Genomic DNA, 16,921 nt, shown 5'->3' with positions numbered 1-16,921 from the left:
CCGCGAGCTCGCCGCGGCGGCCGAGGTGAACGTGCACACCGCGCTGCGCGCCTATCAGGAGCTGCGTGACGAAGGACTGGTCGACCTGCGGCGCGGCCGCGGCGCCGTGATCTCCGCATCCGCCGCGCCCCTGGCCGGTCTCGCCGACGACATCACTGCACTCGTGCGGCGCGGTGCCGCGCTCGGAGTCACCCCCGCGACCCTCGCCGCCCTCATCAAGGAGACGACGCCATGAACACCCGCCTTCCCGTGAACGCCCGCGGCGGCGAGCAGTTCGTGACTGCTGTGCCGAGCGACGACCTGCGGCGCGCGCGTCGCGCCCTCGTCGTCATAGGACTCGTGCTGCCGGTGGTCATCACGGTGATCGCAGCGGTCCTGATCGCCCGGTGGGTCCCCGACCTGCCCGACCCGGCGGCGCTGCACTGGGGTGCGGACGGGGTGGACGGCTTCGGGCCGCCCGCCGTCTACCTCTGGCTGACGCTCGGCCTCGGCCTGGGTCTGCCGGCGCTCATGATCTTCAGTGTGCTGGGCATGGCGCGAGAGCAGTGGGGCGGGGCAGCGCGGCTGCTCGGCGCCATCGCCCTGGGGCTGTCGGGATTCAGCGCGATCGTCAACGGGGGCTCGGTGGCCCTCCAGCGTGGACTCGACGATGCGACGCAGGCCGGCTCGATCCTCCGCGTCGTGATCGCCGGCTTCTGCACCCTGCTGGTGCTCACCGCGGCCGGCTGGGTGCTGCAGCCCGACGTGCGTCCCGCACCGTCGGCACCCCTGAAGCCGGCCCACGTGGCGGCGATCGCTGCGGGCGAGCGCGTGACCTGGCTGGCGACGGCGCGGATGCCCCGGGGCGCGGTCCTGGGGATCGCCGCCACCATGGTGATCCTCGTCGCTGTCACCGCCGTCATGGTCGTGCAGGCCGCGGAGGCGCTGTGGATACCGCTGCTGGCACTCGCGATCATCGGGCTCGCGTTCGCCTCGTCGGCCTCGTTCCGGGTGCGTGCCGGCGCTGACGGGCTCACGGTGCGCTCGCAGCTCGGCGTGCCCCGCGTGCACGTTGCGCTCGACGGCATCGTCGCGGTGCGTGCGGTGCAGTGCCACCCGTTCGGCGAGTTCGGCGGCATCGGCTGGCGCGTCGGCATGGACGGCCGCACGGGTATCGTGCTGCGCACGGGACCGGCGATCGAGGTCGAGCGGCGTGGCAGGCGCCCGCTTGTGGTGACGGTGGACGGGGCCGAGGTGGGCGCGGCCACACTGCAGGCCTACCTCGAGCGGCGCGCGGCCGGCGCACACGACCAGAGAGACGGAGACCGAGATGACTGAGACGCGGCACTTCCCGAGTGCCGACGAGCGGATGCCGCGCATCCCCCTCCGGGCGATCATCGCCTTCGTCGTGCTGGCGGTCGGCCTGGCCTGGCTGGCCGCGCTGCCGCTCTGGCTGGGCGACGGTCTCGCCGAGCCGTTCGCGGGGGTGCTGCTGATCGTGACGATGTACACGCCGGCTCTCGCGCTGCTGATCGTCCTGGTGACGATGCGACCGATCCCGAAGGGACAGCGGCTGCGCTTCCTCGGCATGTGGCCGCTGCGGCCGGCGCGGCGCGTGATCTGGATGAGCGTGCTCGGGCTGTTCGGCCCGGTCGTCATCGTGATCGCGGCCATGCTGCTCGCGGTGGCGTTCGGCTGGCTCCAGGCCGACTTCGCGGGGCTCTCCGGCTTCACGCAGATGCTGGGGCAGAGCCTGCCCTCCGGAGTCGAACTGCCCTCACCGTGGTTCCTGGTCGCCGTGCAGATCGCCGCCATCCCGTTCGCCGCGGCGACGATCAACGCCGTGGCGGCCTTCGGCGAAGAGGTCGGCTGGCGGGGGTTTCTCGTGCCGGCGCTGCGCCGGTACGGCACCTGGCCCGCCCTGCTGATCAGCGGCGTCGTGTGGGGGCTGTGGCATTCGCCCGTGATCCTGCTCGGCTACAACTTCGGCCGCACCGACCTCACGGGGGTGCTTCTGATGACCGCCGGATGCATCGTGTGGGGTGTTCTGCTGGGCTGGCTGCGCCTGCGCAGCGCCTCGATGTGGCCCGCCGTGTTCGCCCACGGCGCGCTGAACGCCAGCGCGGGACTTCCCGTGCTGTTCATGACGGCGGGCGCCGAGTACGATCCCGCGCTGTCGATGGCGCTCGGTGTGTCGGGCTGGATCGTCGGCGCCGTCGTGATCGTCGTGCTGCTGGTGACCGGTCAATTCCGCCGGCAGCCGGCACTCGCAGACCCCAGGCCGCCGAAGTATCCGGCATCCACCCTGCCGCCTGTCGAACCGCCTGCGTGACCCGGGGGCGACTCGACACAGCCTCACCCCTTGACCGCGCGCGAGCCGACGGTTTGGCTGGGCACATGACCGAATCCACTCCGCAGAACTGGCGCATGGCCGACGACTACCTGGCCGAGACCCTCGTCGGGCACGATGCGCACCTCGAGGCGGCGCTCGAGGCGCAGCGGGCTGCCGGGATGCCCGAGATCGAGGTCGCGCCCGTGGCGGGCAAGCTGCTGAACCTCCTGGTGCGCATCAGCGGCGCACAGCGCGTGCTCGAGATCGGGACCCTCGGCGGGTACTCCACGATCTGGATGGCCCGCGCCGTCGGCGAGGCCGGCCGGGTCACGACGATCGAGGCCGAGGCCGCCAACGCCGCGGTGGCGCGCGCCAGCATCGACGCGGCCGGGGTGGGGGAGCGCGTCGACATCCGCATCGGGCGGGCGGCCGACGTGCTGCCGACCCTGGTCGGCGGGTTCGACCTCGTCTTCATCGACGCCGACAAGGAATCCAACACGATCTACCTCGACTGGGCGGCCAGGCTCGGGCATCCCGGCACCGTCGTCGTCGTCGACAACATCGGGCGCAGCGGCGACGTCGCCGACGCCGCGAGCACCGACCCGATGGTGGTCGGCACCCGGGAGGGGCTCCGGATGCTGGGGGAGGACCCCCGCTTCGACGCGACCGCCCTGCAGACGGTGGGCGTCAAGGGCTGGGACGGGATCGCCGTCGCCCTCGTGGTCTGACACGCGCCCGAGGGGCGTGGACGGGCATGGCTGGGTCGTCTGACATGCGCCCGAGGCGCGCGGACGGGCATGGCTGGGTCGTCTGACACGCGCCCGAGGCGCGTGGACGGGCACGGCTAGACTGAATCGCGGACCGACGTCGCTCCACCACCACCCTCCCCTCCCTTTCGAAGGAGCACTTCTGTGGCACTGATCGAGGCTGTAGGCGCACGCGAGATTCTCGACTCGCGCGGAAACCCGACCGTCGAGGTGGAGGTGCTCCTCGATGACGGGGTCGTGCAGCGCGCCGCCGTTCCCTCCGGTGCATCCACCGGGGCCTTCGAGGCGTACGAGCTCCGCGACGGAGACAAGGGCCGCTACGGCGGAAAGGGCGTCCTGAAGGCCGTCGAGTCCGTGATCGATGAGCTCGGCCCGGCGATCGAGGGCGTCGAGGCGAGCGAGCAGCGCATCGTCGACGAGATCCTGAACGAGGTCGACGGCACCGAGAACAAGAAGCGCGTCGGCGCCAACGCCATCCTCGGCGTCAGCCTCGCCGTGGCCAAGGCGGCCGCCGACTCGGCGGACCTGCCGCTGTTCCGCTACCTGGGCGGACCCAACGCGCACCTGCTGCCCGTTCCGCTGTTCAACGTCATCAACGGCGGAGAGCACGCCGACAACGGCATCGACATGCAGGAGTTCTTCCTCGCGCCGATCGGTGCCGACACCTACTCCGAGTCGCTGCGCTGGGGCGTCGAGACCTACCACGTGCTGCGCAGCGAGCTGAAGGCCGCCGGCTACGCGACGGGCCTCGGCGACGAGGGCGGCTTCGCCCCCGACCTGCCCAGCAACCGCGAGGGCCTCGAGTTCCTGATCAAGGCGATCGAGAAGGCCGGCTTCACCCCCGGCAAGGACATCGCGCTCGGCCTCGACGTCGCCGCGACCGAGTTCTTCAAGGATGGCGTGTACCGCCTCGACAACAAGGACTGGAGCGGGCCCGAGCTGATCGAGTACTACCAGGGTCTCGTCGCGGACTTCCCGATCGTCACGATCGAGGACGCGCTCGCCGAAGACGACTGGGACAACTGGAAGCTGCTCACCGAGGCGCTCGGCGAGAAGGTGCAGCTCGTCGGCGACGACCTGTTCGTCACGAACCCGCAGCGCCTCGGTGACGGCATCAAGCGCGGCGTCGCCAACTCGCTGCTGGTCAAGGTCAACCAGATCGGCACCCTGACCGAGACCTTCGACGCGGTCAGCCTCGCGCAGCGCTCGGGCTACACGGCCATGCTCTCGCACCGTTCGGGCGAGACCGAGGACACCACGATCGCCGACCTCGCCGTCGCCACGAATGCCGGTCAGATCAAGACCGGTGCGCCCGCACGCAGCGAGCGCGTCGCGAAGTACAATCAGCTTCTGCGCATCGAAGAGGAGCTGGGTGACGCGGCTGTCTTCGCCGGTGCATCCGCGTTCCCGCGCTTCCAGGCCTGAACCGGAGCGCACGCGCTGATCTGAACGAACGAAGGAGGAGGAGCATGGCCAGACGCCCCGCTCCTCCTCTTTCGGCGTCCCGGCCAGCGGCGCCCGCCGCGCGCCGCGCGTCCGCAGGCCGCACGGTCGATGTGCGGGAGTGGGCGAGCGGCATCCGCCTGTCGGGCTTCGCCGTGATCATGCTCTCGCTCGTCGTGCTCGGCACCTGGGTGCTCGTGCCGACCATCGGCACCTACCTGGGCCAGAAGCAGAAGATCGCCGCCCTCGAGCAGTCGGTGCAGGTGAGCGAGGAGCAGATCGCCGCGCTCGAGCGCGAGCGCGATCGCTGGAACGATCCCGCCTACATCACCACCCAGGCCCGCGAGCGGCTGTACTACGTGAAACCCGGTGAGGTGGTCTTCCTCGTCGACGACGATCTCGACCCCGCCGACCTGCCGCCCGAGCAGCAGGAGGTCAGCGACCAGCTGAAGGAGCGCCCGTCCGACTGGATGCCGCAGCTGCTGCGCGGGCTGACCTCCGCCGGGCTCGCGAAGACCGCGGTCGAAGTGCCGACCCCGTAGGGCTGAGGGCTGTCACAGTGACCCTCCCGTACCCTGGTGGGGTGACGACACCTCCCTTCCCGCCGCCCACCGCTGCAGAGATCGATGTGGTCTCGAGCCAGCTGGGCCGTGCCGCCCGCGGCGTCATCGGCATCGCCGCGCGCTGCGTCTGCGGCAATCCGACCGTGGTGGCCACGGCGCCGCGTCTCGACGACGGGACGCCCTTCCCGACGTTCTACTACCTGACGCACCCCGCGGCGACCGCCGCGATGTCGACCCTCGAGGCGACGCAGGTGATGCCGGAGCTGGCCCGAATGCTCGAGGACGACGACGACATCGCCGCGGCCTACGGCCGCGCGCACGAGGCGTACCTCGTGGACCGGGCGCAGTTCGGCGACGTGCCCGAGATCGACGGCATCTCGGCGGGTGGCATGCCGACGCGCGTGAAGTGCCTGCACGCCCTCGCCGGTCACGCCCTCGCCGCGGGACCGGGCGTGAACCCGATGGGGGATGCCGCGCTCGAGCGCTCCTCCTGGTCGCCCGAGCGGTGCGCGTGCATCGACCCGGGTGCGACGCTGGCGGACAGCGCGTCATGATCTCCGCCCGGATGCTGCGTGGTGTCGCCGTGACGGCGGCACTCGTGGCATCCGCGGTGTTCGTCGCGGTACCGGCTTCCGGCTCGGACGCCTCGGCGACGTCGGCGCTGCAGGTGCCGACCGAGACGGCGACGCCGGCGGCGCCGCCCATCCCGGACGACCCGAACGACCCTGCGCGGGCGATGGAGTACTGGCTCGACGGCGCCGGCATCCGGCAGGCCTGGAGCGTGACCAGGGGCAAGGGCGTGAAGATCGCGGTCATCGACACCGGCATCGGCAAGCCCCCGGTGATCTTCGACGGCGCTGTGGCCGACGGCACCGACGTGTCGGGCGTCGGCAGCCCGGACGGTCGCACTCCCGTCGGTGTGCGCGATCCGAATCACGGCTCCTGGGTCGCATCGCTCGCCGCGGGGCGCGGAAACCCGGACGGCACCGGGATGATCGGCGTCGCACCGGAGGCGCAGCTGCTGTCGGTCTCGCTCGGCTTCCCCGGCTCCGCCTCGACGAAGCCGTTCGTCGACCAGGTGGTCGAAGCCATGAAGTGGGCGGTCGACCACGGTGCCGATGTCATCAACCTCTCCTTCACCACCAACACCCTCGACTGGGACCGCAGCTGGGACGAGGCGTTCCTGTACGCATTCGAGCATGACGTCGTCGTGATCGTCGCGGCCGGCAACCGGGGCAGCGGCACCTCGATGATCGGCGCGCCCGCCACGATCCCGGGTGTGCTGACCGTCGGCGGCGTCGACCAGACCGGGGTCGCCAGTCAGGGCGCATCCACTCAGGGCATCACGATCGGCATCTCGGCGCCGAGCGAGTCGCTGCTGGGAGTCTCGGCCGACGGCACCCTGCGCTCGTGGGACGGCACGAGCGGCGCGGCGCCGATCGTCGCCGGCGCCGCCGCTCTGGTGCGGGCGGCCCACCCCGACCTGGATGCCGCGAACGTGATCAACCGCCTGATCAGAACGGCGGTGCCGGTGCCCGACATGGCCCGCACGCCCGACCCGCTGTACGGTTTCGGCCTGCTCGACGCCGAGGCTGCGGTCACGGCATCCATTCCCCGCGTCTCGACCAACCCGATGGGCGATCTGAAGGAGTGGATCCGCGTCTACCGCCGTGCCGACGCTCCCGAGCAGCCGACACCCGAGCAGTCCGCGACGCCGGTCGCCGTGCCGCCGCTTCCGCCCGTCGAGCAGTCCGTCGACGCCGCGTCTCCGCTGCTTCCGACCGAGGAGTCGCTGCGATACGGTACCCTGCCGCTGCTGGCCCTCACGGTGCCTGGTATCCTGGTAGCGCTTGGCGTCACCGCAGCTGCCCGGCGCATCCGATCGGAGCGCGGTAGACGCACTCCCACACCCTGACGACGAGGAGTTGTCCCCCTGTGCCTCAGAACAGCACTGCACCCCGCATTCTGATTGTCGGTGGAGGCTACGCAGGTTTCTACACCGCCTGGAAGCTCGAGAAGCACCTTCGCAAGGGCGAGGCCGACGTGACGATGGTGGACCCGCTGCCGTACATGACGTACCAGCCGTTCCTGCCCGAGGTCGCAGCCGGATCGATCGAGCCGCGCCACGCGGTCGTCACGCACCGTCGTCACCTCAAGACGACCAACGTGATCACCGCCAAGGTGACCGGCATCGACCACGCGAACAAGGTCGCCACGATCACTCCGCCGATGGGCGAGCCGTACGAGTTCGCGTACGACCAGATCGTCGTCACCGCCGGTGCCGTGTCGCGCACCTTCCCGATCCCGGGCATCGCCGACAACGCGATCGGCATGAAGACCATCGAAGAGGCCGTCGCGGTGCGCGACCGCCTGCTGTCGAACTTCGACAAGGCCGCGGCGATCCCCGCCGGTCCCGAGCGCGACCGCCTGCTGACCGTCGTGGTCGTCGGCGGAGGTTTCGCCGGCATCGAGGCGTTCGCCGAGCTGCGCTCGTTCGCCTCGTCGCTGATCTCGAAGTACCCGCAGCTGTCGTTCGAGGACACGCACTTCCACCTCATCGAGGCGATGGGCCGCATCATGCCCGAGGTCTCGCTCGAGACCAGCAAGTGGGTCATGAAGGACCTCGGCAAGCGTGGCGCGTACATCCACCTCGACACCCAGGTCGCCAGTGCGGTCGGCGGCAACGTCGAGCTGTCGACGGGCGACGTCATCCCCGCCGACCTGATCGTCTGGACCGCCGGTGTCATGGCGAACCCGACCGTGGTGCGCGGCGGCGACCTGCCCACCGAGCAGCGCGGCCGCATCACCGCGCAGACCGACCTGCGCGTCGTCGACGCCGAGGGCGACCCCGTCGAGGGCGCCTGGGCCGCCGGCGACGTCGCCGCCGTGCCCGACAAGACCGGCGGCCTTCCTGACGGCACCTGCGTGCCCAACGCGCAGCACGCCGTGCGCCAGGCGAAGCTGCTCGCGAAGAACCTCGTCGCGGTGCTGCGCGGCGAGGGCACCACGGAGTACTACCACAAGAACCTCGGCGCAGTGGCCGGTCTCGGCCTCTACAACGGCGTGTTCCAGTCGGGCAACATCGCCCTGAAGGGCTTCATCGCCTGGATCGCGCACCGCGGCTACCACGGCCTCGCGATGCCCACCTGGGAGCGCAAGTGGCGCGTGCTCTGGGGCTGGTGGAACAACCTGTGGCTCGGGCGCGACTTCGCCAACCTCACCGCCGTGCAGCACCCGCGTGCGGCGTTCGAGGAGTTCGCCGCGCGTCCGCGTCCGGCGGTCGCAGAGCCTGCTGCGCCGGCCGCACCCGCCGCACAGAAGGACGCCGCGAAGTCGGATGCCGGCAAGCCGGCTAAGGCGGATGCCGTGCAGCCCGCAGCCAAGGCCGACGCGGCCAAGCCGGCCGCGAAGCGACCCGCAGCGAAGAAGGCTCCGGCCAAGTCGAAGTCTGAGAGCGTCGACGTCAGCGCCTGACCCGAGCAGAGTGAAGGGCCCGTCCATCGGACGGGCCCTTCCTGCATCCTCGGCCGTTCTGTGCCCCCAGTCGGATTCGAACCGATCCCACCTGCCACGGTGCGGCCACCTTGTGCCCCCACTGGGATTCGAACCCAGACTGAAGCGTGTTTAAGACGCCTGCCTCTGCCGTTGGGCTATGGGGGCCGAGTTCAGCCTATCGACGCCTCACGCGGGTCGTAGGGTGGGTGAGTGCTCGATCTCACCGCAGGCCACAGCCCGGCATCCGCCTCCGATGCGACATGGCGTTCCCCCGACCGCTACTGGCCGGCGCTCACTGAAGCGACCGCGCACCTGCCCGCGCCGGTGGCGGTGATCGATCGCGAAGCGCTGCGGCACAACGCGATGGACCTGCTCGTGCGCGCCGGAGGCATCCCGATCCGGGTCGCGACGAAATCGGTACGAGTGCGCGCCGTGCTCGATGCGGTGCTCGAGATCCCCGGATACCGCGGGATCCTCGCCTTCACCCTCGCCGAAGCGCTCTGGCTGGCCGAGCAGCACGGCGACATCATGCTCGGCTACCCCACCGTCGACCGTGCCGGCCTGAGCCGCCTGCTCGCCGATGATCAGGCGGCGTCGCGCATCACGCTGATGGTCGACGAGACCGCTCACCTCGACCTGATCGATTCGGTCGCCGGCCCCGGATCGCGACCCGAGGTGCGAGTCGCGATCGACGTCGACGCCTCACTGCGCTCGTCGTCTCTCGGTCACGTCGGCGTGCGCAGATCGCCCTTGCACTCGGCGGCGGAGGTCGCCGCCTTCGCCCGGGAGATCGTCCGCCGCCCCGGCTTCCGCCTCGTGGGACTGCAGATGTACGAAGCGCAGATCGCCGGGCAAGGGGATGCCGCCGGCCCCGACGCCCCGGTGATCCGCATGGTGCAGGCGCGCTCGCGCGACGAGCTGCGCCGGCGACGCGCCGAGATCGCCGACGCGATGACCCAGATCGCTCCGCTGGAGTTCCTGAACGGGGGAGGGACCGGGTCGCTGGAATTCACCGGAAGCGATGAATCGCTCACCGAGGCGACCGCGGGCAGCGGACTGCTCGCCGGGCACCTCTTCGACGGGTACCGCTCGTTCCGGCCCGCGCCCGCGGCGTCGTTCGCATTCGACGTGGTCCGAAAGCCCACGCAGGCCATCGCGACGGTGCTGGGCGGCGGCTGGATCGCGTCGGGCCCTGCCGTGGCATCGCGGCAGCCCCTGCCGGTGTGGCCGGCAGGACTGCACACCCTCGGACGAGAAGCGGCGGGCGAGGTGCAGACACCGCTGCGCGGTGCGGCAGCACACGATCTGCGGGTCGGTGACCGCGTCTGGTTCCGGCACGCGAAGAGCGGTGAGCCGGCCGAGCGCATCGACCGGTACCATCTCGTCTCGGACGGCGCGGTGATCGGCGAGCTGCCCACCTATCGTGGCGAGGGGAAGGCGTTTCTATGACCCGACCGGGCGGAACCTGGCAGAACTGGGGTCGCACCGCGCAGGTGCGTCCGCTTCGGGTCGAGCGTCCGCGCTCGCCCGAAGGCGTGCAGCGGTCGGTCGTGGCCGCTGTGAAGCAGGGACTCACCGTCAAGGCCGTCGGCGCGGGCCACAGCTTCACCGGGATCGCCGCGGCCCCCGGCGTGCTGCTCGAGCTCGACGACCTGCAGGGGCTGGTCTCGGCCGACGCCCAGACCGGACGCGTGACGCTGCTCGCGGGCACTCGGCTGCACCGCATCCCCGCTCTGCTGAAGCCGTACGGGCTGGCGATGCAGAACCTCGGCGACATCGACCGGCAGTCGATCAGCGGCGCGATCTCGACCGGCACGCACGGCACGGGCGCCCGGTTCGGCGGCATCGCCACGCAGGTGCGCGGGCTCACCCTGGTCACCGCGGCGGGTGAGTTCCTGCGCATCGACGAGGAGCACGACCGCGACCTGCTGGCGGGAGCGGTGGTGGGTCTCGGGGCTCTCGGCATCGTCGTCGAGGTCACGCTGCAGTGCGTGCCGGCGTTCGTCATGCACGCGCAGGACGCTCCTCTGCCGCTCGACGAGACCCTCGGCTCGCTGCACCAGCGCGTGGCGGATGCCGATCATTTCGAGTTCTACTGGCATCCGCACACCGACGTCGCGCTGACCAAGACGCACACGCGCCTGCCCGAGTCGTCCCCACGACGCCCCATCCCGCCCGTGCGGCGCTGGATCGACGAGAGCGTGCTCACGAACGGCGTGTTCGGGGCGTTCTGCGCCGTGAGCCGGGTCGTCCCCGCCGTGATCCCGCCGTTCAACCGGCTGGCGGTGACGCTGACCGGGGATGGGGAGTACTCGGATCGATCGCATCGGGTGCTCATCCACCGCCGCAACGTGCGCTTCCGTGAGATGGAGTATGCCCTGCCGGCCGAGAACGTCACGTCGGCGTTCGAAGAGCTGCGCGAGCTCATCGCCGATCGCGGGTGGCGCATCGAGTTCCCCGTCGAGGTGCGCTTCGCCGCCGCCGACGACCTGTGGCTGTCGACCGCGTTCGGGCGCGACAGCGCGTACATCGCCGTGCACCGCTACTGGCGGGTCGACCCGCGGGAGTACTTCGACGCCGTCGAGCAGATCATGCTCGCCCACGGGGGCCGCCCGCACTGGGGCAAGCTGCACAGCCTGACCGTCGAACAGCTGCGCGAGCGCTACCCGAGATTCAGCGACTTCGTCGGGCTGCGCGACCGCCTCGACCCCGATCGGGTGTTCGGCAACCGGCACCTCGAGCGCATTCTCGGAGCCTGAACCCGGCCTGTCGTCCAGCCGACGTGCAGTGATCCGCGCATAGGATGGATGTCGGTTCTAGAGGGGGCTCTGCATGGAATGGCTGTGGCCGGTACTGATCGTCGTCGGAGTGCTGCTGCTCGTCGGCATCTACCTGTGGTCGACGTACAACTCGCTGGTGCAGCTCAAGGTGCGCGTCGACGAGGCATGGAGCGGGATCGCCGTGCAGCTCAAGCGACGAGCGGATCTCATCCCCAATCTCATCGAGACGGTGCGCGGCTACGCCGCGCACGAGAAAGAGGTCTTCGAAGGAGTCACCCGGGCTCGTGCTGAGACGCTCGCGGCAACCGGGCCTGCCGAGGCCGGCGTGGCGGAGGGTCATCTGCAGCAGGCGCTGCGCAGCCTGTTCGCGGTCGCCGAGGCGTATCCGCAGCTGCAGGCCAGCCAGAACTACCTGCAGCTGCAGCACTCGCTCGTCGACACCGAAGACAAGGTTCAGGCGGCGCGTCGCTTCTACAACGGGGGCGTGCGCGAGCTGAACACCAAGATCAAGGTCTTCCCGAACAACCTCTTCGCTCGCGGCCTCGGCTTCACCGAGCGCGAGTTCTTCGAGGTCAACGACGACGGAGCGATATCCGAGCCGCCTCGCGTGCAGTTCTGACACGAGACACGACCGAACGCCCCGTCATCAGACAGGGCGTTCGTCATTCCCGCGGGTGCACGTGCCGCTCGACCGACGCCTCCGCGCCGGGCAGGGCGCGGGCGACGTCATCCGCCGCGTCACCCCAGCCGGACACGCTGATCCGCTCGAGCCCCTGCCAGAGCGCCGCACGCACGAGCTCGTCGGCGACGCAGCCGGCGTCCGCCTGCGGCACGGCGTGCTGTTCCCACCACGCCGACTGCACGCGCAGCGTCGACGCGGCCCGGTCGGCCTTCAGGTCGACGCGTCCGACCACACGGTCGCCGACGAGCATCGGCAGGGAGTAGTACCCGTAGCGACGCCGGTCTGCAGGAACGTAGATCTCGATCCGATAGTCGAAACCGAACACCCGCAGCGCGCGATCCCGAAACCACACCACCGGGTCGAACGGAGTCAGCAGCGCTGCTCGATCGATGCGACGGGGCAGCACCGCGTCGCGATGCCGCCACGCCGCGATCGGTCTGCCCCCACGCTCCCAGCCGCGCACCGCGACCGGTTCCAGCTCGCCCGAGTCGACCAGGTCGGCGACCGCCGCTCGCACCGCGCTCTGGTCCCGCAGCCGGTGGTAGTCGTTCAGATCGGCGATCGTCGCGACGCCGTACGACCGCGCCGCGCGTCGCACCAGCTCTCGCACAGCGTCGTCACGCGGGATCGCGGCGTCCCGGATCGCGGACGGAATGATCTGCGATGCCAGACCATAGCGCCGTTCGAACCCGATGCGGCCGGCGATCGCGACCTCGCCGCAGCGCCACAGGTGCTCGAGCGCGATCTTCGCGTCGTCCCAGTCCCACCACGAGCCGCGCTCGCGGGGCGCGTCGTCGCGCAGGTCTGCGGGGCGCAGCGGGCCTCGTGCGCGCAGCTCGTCGCGCACCCAGTCGAGGGTCCGGCTGTGCACTCGGCTCCATCCGCCCGGTCGCTCCGCTCGCGCGCGCCACTCCTGCATGCGGAAGTCCCACAGCGCCCAGTCCGCGATCGGCATGAACGTCGCCTCATGGGCGAGATACTCCACGTAGTGAGTCGTCCGCGACACGAACGTGCGATCGAGCAGCGCGGGATCGTACGACCCCAGCCGCGAGAACATCGGCATGTAGTGGGAGCGGGCGAACACGTTGACCGAGTCGATCTGCAGCACTCCCAGCTGCGACATCGCCCGATGCAGGTGGCGCGCGCCCACGGCATCCGGCCGGCGTCGGGAGAACCCCTGCGCCGCCAGTGTCATCCGGCGCGCTTCGGCGGCGCTGAGGGTGTTCGAGGGTCGAGCCGTCACCGCGTCAGAGTAGCGCCATCCGCCGACATCCGGTGCGAGGGCGATTCGAGGCGTAAGTAGAATTGCACGATGAGCGACGACCCGAGGCCGCGGTTCCGCAATCCCTTCCGGTATCAGCCGCCCGTGCTCGACCGCACGGTGACCACCACGGCCGACGAGGCCGTGCCGACCCCTCTGCGCGTCACCGCGGCCTACGCCTGGCGTCTGCTGGTCATCGCCGGACTGATCGCCCTGTTCATCTGGCTGGTGATGCTGCTCAAGCTGCTGGTCATCCCTCTGCTCGTCGCCATCCTCATCACCGCGCTGCTGTGGCCCGCTTTCCAGCTCATGCTGCGCGCCCGCTTCCCCCGATGGCTGGCCATCGCGGTCACCGTTCTGGGCACGCTCGGGGTCGTCACGGGGCTGTTCTGGCTCGTGATCTGGCAGGTGCGCGACCAGCTGCCCGACGTGCGGGCGAAGACGGCGGATGCCATCCAGCAGGTGCGCACCTTCCTGCTCGACGGTCCGCTGCATCTCACCGAGGCGCAGATCGACGGGTACATCAAGCAGGGCATCGGCCTGCTGAACGAGCAGGCCGATCTGCTGCTCAACGGCGCGCTCGCCGTCACCGGAACGGCCGCCCACATCCTCACCGGCGCACTTCTCGCGCTGTTCATCCTGATCTGCCTGCTCGCCGACGGCGCGGGAATCTGGCGGTGGACGCTCAAGCTGTTCCCGCGCATGGCCCGCCCCGCGGCCGATGCGGGTGCCCGCAACGGCTGGGCGACGGTCGTCGACTATGCGCGGACGCAGATGTTCGTCGCCGCCATCGACGCCGTCGGCATCGGCGTCGGCGCCGCTCTGCTCGGGGTGCCCATGCCCATCCCCGTGGCCGTGCTCGTGTTCCTCGGCTCGTTCGTGCCGATCGTCGGTGCCGTCGTCACCGGGGCCGTGGCCGTGTTCCTCGCGCTGGTCTACAACGGGCCGGTGATCGGGCTGCTCATGCTCGGCGTGGTTCTGCTGGTGCAGCAGCTCGAGGGGCACATCCTGCAGCCGATCCTGATGGGCTCGGCCGTCAAGGTGCACCCCCTGGCGGTCGTGCTCGTCGTGGCGGGCGGAGCGATGATCGCAGGCATCCCCGGCGCCCTGTTCGCTGTCCCGCTCGCCGCATTCGTCAACGTGGCGGCCGTCACCATCGGATCGGGCGCATGGCGCACCGGACGTGAACCCGCCCCCGAAGATCTCATCTGGAGCACAGTGCCGCGCGAGCGGCAGAGGAGGAATCGATGACCGCAAGCCCCAGCGTCGCCGCCATCCCGAGCCTTGCCGAGTTCACCGCCGCGGCCGAGAGCCTCGCCGGAGTGATCTCCCGCACGCCGACCGAGCTGTCGCGCGCGCTCGGCGAGACCCTCGGCTCGCCCGTCATGCTCAAGATGGAGAACCTGCAGCGCACCGGGTCGTTCAAGATCCGCGGGGCCACCTACCGTCTCTCGCGTCTGACCCAGGAGGAGCGTGCCAGGGGAGTGGTGGCAGCCTCGGCCGGAAACCACGCGCAGGGCGTCGCGCTCGCAGCCCAGATGCTCGGTATCCCGGCGACGATCTTCATGCCGCTCGGCGTGCCCGTGCCCAAGCTGCTCGCCACCAGGGGATACGGCGCCGAGGTCGTGCTCGAGGGGGAGACGGTGGCGACATCGCTGCGCCTGGCCGCGGAGTTCGCCGAGCGCACCGGCGCGGTGCTGATCCACCCGTTCGACCACCGCGACATCGTCGTGGGGCAGGGCACACTCGGCCTCGAGGTGATGGAGGACGTCCCGAACGTCGACACGGTGATCATGGGCATCGGCGGCGGCGGGCTGATCGCCGGGGTCGCGGCTGCGGTGAAGGCCGCGGCGGCGGCGGCCGGCCGCACCGTGCGAGTCATCGGCGTGCAGGCCGAGAACGCGGCCGCGATGCCCCCGTCGCTGGAGGCGGGCAGCCCGGTCGAGATCCAGACGCATCCGACGATCGCCGACGGCATCCTCGTCGCGCGACCGGGAGACGTGCCGTTCGAGATCATCCGCGAACTCGTCGATGAGGTGGTCACGGTCACCGAAGACGACATCGCCCGTGCGCTTCTGGTTCTGCTCGAGCACGCCAAGGTGGTCGTCGAGCCGGCCGGCGCCGTGGGCGTGGCGGCGATCCTCGCCGGAAAGGTGCACGACGCCGGGGTGACCGTGCCGATCCTCTCGGGCGGAAACATCGATCCGATGCTGCTGCAGCGCGTCGTGGCGCACGGGCTGGCGGCATCCGGCCGGTACGCGACCGTGCGCGTGCCGCTTCCCGACCGACCCGGTCAGCTCGCGAAGGTGTCGGATCTGCTCGCGCAGGCCGGCGCGAACGTCATGGAGGTGCTGCACACGCGCCACGGGCACGGTCTGCAGATCAGCGACATGATCCTGCAGCTCTCGATCGAGACCCGCGGCCCCGAGCACACCGAGCTCGCTCTCGAGACGCTGCGGCAGGCCGGTTTCGCGCCGGTCGTCGTCCCGGACTGATCACGTTCGACGCAGAACGGCGGGATGCCCCAGGGCATCCCGCCGTTCATCGTTCTCGGGGCGTCAGCCGGTGTAGGTCTCGACGCCGGTGATCTCGACGGTGATGGCGCGGCCGTTGGGTGCCTCGTAGCTGGACTTGTCGCCGACCTTCAGGCCGAGGATGGCCTGGCCGAGCGGGCTCGCCTCGCTGTACACGTCGAGCTCGCCGCCGGCCGCGATCTCGCGGCTGCCGAGCAGGAAGACCTCCTCGTCGCCCGCGACGATCGCCGTGACGACCGTGCCGGGCTCGACGATGCCGCGGCTGGTGGGCGCCTCGCCGACCTTCGCCGTCTTCAGCAGCTGCTGCAGCGTGCGGATGCGCGCCTCCTGCTTGCCCTGCTCGTCCTTCGCGGCGTGATAGCCGCCGTTCTCCTTGAGGTCGCCCTCTTCGCGGGCCGCTTCGATGCGGGCGGCGATCTCTTCACGGCCCACCGTCGAGAGGTTCTCGAGCTCGTCGACGAGCCGGTCGTAGGCCTCCTGCGTGAGGAAAGGTACCTGAGCGTCTGTGGACACAGCCTGCTCCTTCGGTGCGGGCCCCTTCGGGGGCTTCGGGGGTTCGGGCCGTCTCGCGACCCGTGGGATATGCGAAGACGCCCCGGTATCGGCCGGGGCGTCGGTCATCTTCGGGATGATTCTAAGCGACCCAGCAGGTCTTCACCAAACCGGTGGTCGCCTCGGCGACGGTCGGGATGCTGACGGCGACGCCCTTCGTGTGATGCTCGCCGCCGGCGATCTCGACGATCTTCCACCCGACGACGCCGAACTCCTCGTCGAGCGCCTCCACGGCGCACGCGACGTCCGCACCCCGTGGCGCGGTGAACTGGAAGCGCAGGTCGACGCTGTGCGCGTCGACCACGGTGAAGCCGAGATCATCGGCATCCACCGCGTTCATCTGCTGCGCGACGATCGTCCAGCCGAGGGCGACGACGACCGCCAGGGCGGCGGCGCCGAAGATGATCCAGGGCAGACGCCGCCGAGGTGTGCGTCCGTATCGCTCATCGAGCTCGCGTGCGGTGGTCACGTCTCTCCCGGGGGTGGACGGCGGATAGGCTGGAGTTCCAGGTTATTCGACCTGCGAGGAGAAG

17 protein-coding genes and 1 tRNA gene are annotated in these 16,921 nt (G+C 70.5%); 14 read left to right on the top strand and 4 right to left on the bottom strand.

The features are described 5' to 3' along the window. The 9 genes from RT309_RS03415 to RT309_RS03375 all read left to right on the top strand — a co-directional run. Positions 1-235, top strand: a 235-nt coding sequence (locus tag RT309_RS03415; RefSeq protein ID WP_396654402.1) for a GntR family transcriptional regulator, incomplete at its 5' end; no start/stop codon positions are given. Further along, positions 232-1,317 (top strand): DUF1648 domain-containing protein, encoded by a 1,086-nt coding sequence (locus tag RT309_RS03410; protein WP_313355333.1) that lies wholly within the window; start codon positions 232-234, stop codon positions 1,315-1,317. The genes RT309_RS03415 and RT309_RS03410, both read left to right, overlap by 4 nt. Next, positions 1,310-2,311 (top strand): type II CAAX endopeptidase family protein, encoded by a 1,002-nt coding sequence (locus RT309_RS03405; protein WP_313355332.1) that lies wholly within the window; start codon positions 1,310-1,312, stop codon positions 2,309-2,311. Before RT309_RS03410 ends, RT309_RS03405 begins: the two co-directional genes overlap by 8 nt. Positions 2,312-2,376: 65 nt before the next feature. Further along, positions 2,377-3,039 carry an O-methyltransferase gene (locus RT309_RS03400; protein ID WP_313355331.1) on the top strand — a complete coding sequence of 221 codons (663 nt, stop codon included), beginning with the start codon at positions 2,377-2,379 and terminating at the stop codon, positions 3,037-3,039. A gap of 183 nt (positions 3,040-3,222) precedes the next feature. Beyond that, positions 3,223-4,503 (top strand): phosphopyruvate hydratase, encoded by a 1,281-nt coding sequence (gene eno, locus RT309_RS03395; protein WP_313355329.1) that lies wholly within the window; start codon positions 3,223-3,225, stop codon positions 4,501-4,503. A 44-nt stretch (positions 4,504-4,547) separates the two neighbouring features. Beyond that, a complete protein-coding gene (locus tag RT309_RS03390) occupies positions 4,548-5,063 on the top strand; it encodes a septum formation initiator family protein (protein ID WP_313355327.1) in 516 nt (171 codons plus the stop codon). 41 nt (positions 5,064-5,104) lie between these two features. Then, positions 5,105-5,638 (top strand): DUF501 domain-containing protein, encoded by a 534-nt coding sequence (locus RT309_RS03385; protein WP_313355325.1) that lies wholly within the window; start codon positions 5,105-5,107, stop codon positions 5,636-5,638. Continuing rightward, positions 5,635-6,999: a S8 family serine peptidase gene (locus RT309_RS03380; protein WP_313355323.1), complete on the top strand. Its 1,365-nt coding sequence runs from the start codon at positions 5,635-5,637 to the stop codon at positions 6,997-6,999. Before RT309_RS03385 ends, RT309_RS03380 begins: the two co-directional genes overlap by 4 nt. 20 nt (positions 7,000-7,019) lie before the next feature. Next, positions 7,020-8,558 carry an FAD-dependent oxidoreductase gene (locus tag RT309_RS03375; protein WP_313355321.1) on the top strand — a complete coding sequence of 513 codons (1,539 nt, stop codon included), beginning with the start codon at positions 7,020-7,022 and terminating at the stop codon, positions 8,556-8,558. A gap of 113 nt (positions 8,559-8,671) precedes the next feature. On the opposite strand, the gene RT309_RS03370 is transcribed toward RT309_RS03375, so the two are convergent. Continuing rightward, positions 8,672-8,744: transfer RNA gene (locus tag RT309_RS03370), tRNA-Leu, on the bottom strand. 45 nt (positions 8,745-8,789) lie between these two features. Here RT309_RS03370 and RT309_RS03365 point away from each other — a divergent pair. The 3 genes from RT309_RS03365 (at position 8,790) to RT309_RS03355 (ending at position 11,978) form a co-directional block, all read left to right on the top strand. After that, a complete protein-coding gene (locus tag RT309_RS03365) occupies positions 8,790-10,028 on the top strand; it encodes an alanine racemase (RefSeq protein WP_313355320.1) in 1,239 nt (412 codons plus the stop codon). Continuing rightward, on the top strand, positions 10,025-11,338 hold the full coding sequence (locus RT309_RS03360; RefSeq protein ID WP_313355318.1) for a D-arabinono-1,4-lactone oxidase: 1,314 nt from the start codon (positions 10,025-10,027) through the stop codon (positions 11,336-11,338). Before RT309_RS03365 ends, RT309_RS03360 begins: the two co-directional genes overlap by 4 nt. A 73-nt stretch (positions 11,339-11,411) precedes the next feature. Continuing rightward, a complete protein-coding gene (locus tag RT309_RS03355; protein ID WP_313355317.1) occupies positions 11,412-11,978 on the top strand; it encodes a LemA family protein in 567 nt (188 codons plus the stop codon). A 43-nt stretch (positions 11,979-12,021) separates the two neighbouring features. Here RT309_RS03355 and RT309_RS03350 read toward each other — a convergent pair whose 3' ends face one another. Then, positions 12,022-13,284, bottom strand: a complete 1,263-nt coding sequence (locus RT309_RS03350; protein WP_313355315.1) for a DNA glycosylase AlkZ-like family protein — start codon at positions 13,282-13,284, stop codon at positions 12,022-12,024. Between the two features lie 69 nt (positions 13,285-13,353). Between RT309_RS03350 and RT309_RS03345 the strand changes: the two genes are divergently transcribed. Beyond that, positions 13,354-14,553: an AI-2E family transporter gene (locus tag RT309_RS03345; RefSeq protein WP_313355313.1), complete on the top strand. Its 1,200-nt coding sequence runs from the start codon at positions 13,354-13,356 to the stop codon at positions 14,551-14,553. Beyond that, positions 14,550-15,797 (top strand): threonine ammonia-lyase, encoded by a 1,248-nt coding sequence (gene ilvA / locus RT309_RS03340; protein WP_313355311.1) that lies wholly within the window; start codon positions 14,550-14,552, stop codon positions 15,795-15,797. Before RT309_RS03345 ends, ilvA begins: the two co-directional genes overlap by 4 nt. A gap of 63 nt (positions 15,798-15,860) precedes the next feature. Here ilvA and greA read toward each other — a convergent pair whose 3' ends face one another. Beyond that, positions 15,861-16,349: a transcription elongation factor GreA gene (gene greA / locus RT309_RS03335; protein ID WP_313355310.1), complete on the bottom strand. Its 489-nt coding sequence runs from the start codon at positions 16,347-16,349 to the stop codon at positions 15,861-15,863. A 121-nt stretch (positions 16,350-16,470) separates the two neighbouring features. Continuing rightward, positions 16,471-16,857 carry a DUF4307 domain-containing protein gene (locus RT309_RS03330; protein WP_313355308.1) on the bottom strand — a complete coding sequence of 129 codons (387 nt, stop codon included), beginning with the start codon at positions 16,855-16,857 and terminating at the stop codon, positions 16,471-16,473. Between the last annotated feature and the right edge of the window lie 64 nt (positions 16,858-16,921).

The organism is Microbacterium sp., from assembly GCF_032084865.1.
GTDB lineage: Bacteria > Actinomycetota > Actinomycetes > Actinomycetales > Microbacteriaceae > Microbacterium.
Note: the sequence above shows the minus strand (reverse complement) of the source record. Positions and strands in the feature narration are given on the sequence as shown.